General features: G+C 40.8%; 1 protein-coding gene. It reads left to right on the top strand.

The genetic code is table 11. From position 1 onward, the window contains the following. Positions 1-160: 160 nt before the first annotated feature. Positions 161-1835, top strand: a 1675-nt coding sequence (locus FD38_RS05460; protein WP_057732079.1) for an IS1182 family transposase, incomplete at its 3' end; no start/stop codon positions are given.

Raw genomic sequence — 1835 nt, 5'->3', positions numbered from 1 at the left:
GAGTTTGGGACATAAGTCCCTAAATTCCAGTAGTTAAAAATTGGTCCTAGAAATCGTTTTGTGATTTCTAGGACCAATTTTTTCGTTGCTTTTATGTACACAGAGAGAGCGTCTCTGGTATTCTTAAATCGACCAAGAAAAAAGAAAGGAGTTGCTCTCTATGCAAATGAATTATACCAATAACCAGACAACTTTAAAACTAGAACTTGATTGGGAACCAGAAGAACATCATATTGCTTGGGCAATTAGTACATTAGTCGATTCCATCCCAACGAGTGATTTGGAGGCCGAGTCCTCCTGGACTGGCCGACCAGAGTATCCCGTTAAAATGTTACTTAAGATGTTGTTGTTCAGCTATTCCCGGAGTGTCTTTTCCGGACGAAAGATTGCTGAAATGGGTGATGAGAACTTGGTCATGCGCTGGCTTATGGGTAATATCGTGACCGTCCCAAGCTATCGAACAATTAATCGATTTCGCGTTCACCCACGAACTAAAACTCTGATCAAACGTCTCTATAGTCTGTTTAGAACCCAACTGACTTCTTTAGGACTAATTGATGATTCAGCTCTTTATATTGATGGAACTAAATTAGCGGCCAATGCTAATAAGTACACGTTTGTCTGGCGTAAATCAGTTGAGAAAAACGAACCCAAATTAGATGAAAAGTCTAACCAGTTATATGATCAGATCATTCAAAATGAAGTAGACCTAGCGGTACGTCAAGAAACCGACGGTTCTCTTGATAGTACTGAATTAAAAGCAGTTAGCGATAAGGTTAGTAACGAAATTGATAACTTAAGTCAGGTGATTGCTAACGAAAAAGTGAAACCTGGCGGTTCGCAAAACAAACGGCGCCGACGGAAGCTTAAACACTACAATCATTTATTAAAGACCGATTTAATCCCTCGCAAGCAGAACTATGAGTTTGCGAACAGGACTTTTGGAGAACGTAATAGCTTTGCTAAAACTGATACAGATGCCACCTTTATGCGGATGAAAGAAGACCCCATGAAGAATGGTCAGCTGAAACCAGGATACAATCTCCAAGTTGCTAGCCAACATCAATACACTCTATACTTCGATCTATTTCAACGGCCGACTGATACGCGTACTTTAGTCCCTTTTCTCTCCAGTATCTTTACGCAGGCTCCCAACGCGTCACAATATGTTGTCGCTGATGCAGGATACGGTAGCGAGATGAACTATCAATTTATTTCTGATGACTTAGAAAAGGATTTCTTGATTCCCTACGGTATGTATGAAAAAGAACAGACCCGTGCCTATCATAAGGACAAGCGAAAAGTTGCTAATTGGGATTATGATGAATACAACGATTGTTACACGGATCTAGATGGCATCGAATTTAGATTTCACAATTACAGTATCCGTCATGACCGTTATGGTACTGAGCGAAAGTTTAAAGTCTATTGGGCAGTTGATTATTTTGAAGACCCACAGCGCCAAGAATTAGCGACCACGCAAAGTGGTCGACCGCGTCAAATCAGTATTAACGCTAACTGGGAATACTTTAAGAATAAAGCTAAAGAACAGCTTTCAAGTGAAATTGGTCGTCAGCTCTACGGACAACGTAAGATTGATGTCGAACCAATTTTTGCCAACTTGAAGGCTCATTTAGCGTTCAAACGATTCTCGGTACGAGGATTATCGGCAACTTGGAACGAGGTAGGCATCGCATTAATGGCCAATAATCTGGTGAAGTTGGCCAAGGTAGCGGCCAACCTAAAGGAGCATGGACAAAAACAGGAAGGAAATTCTCACAAATCGAGAATTTCCTTCCTGTTTTCTTATAGAATTCGAGTTATGTCCCAAACTC

Origin of the sequence: Levilactobacillus zymae DSM 19395, from assembly GCF_001434115.1 — a bacterium.
Classification (GTDB): domain Bacteria; phylum Bacillota; class Bacilli; order Lactobacillales; family Lactobacillaceae; genus Levilactobacillus; species Levilactobacillus zymae.
This window is presented reverse-complemented; position numbering and strand designations above follow the sequence as displayed.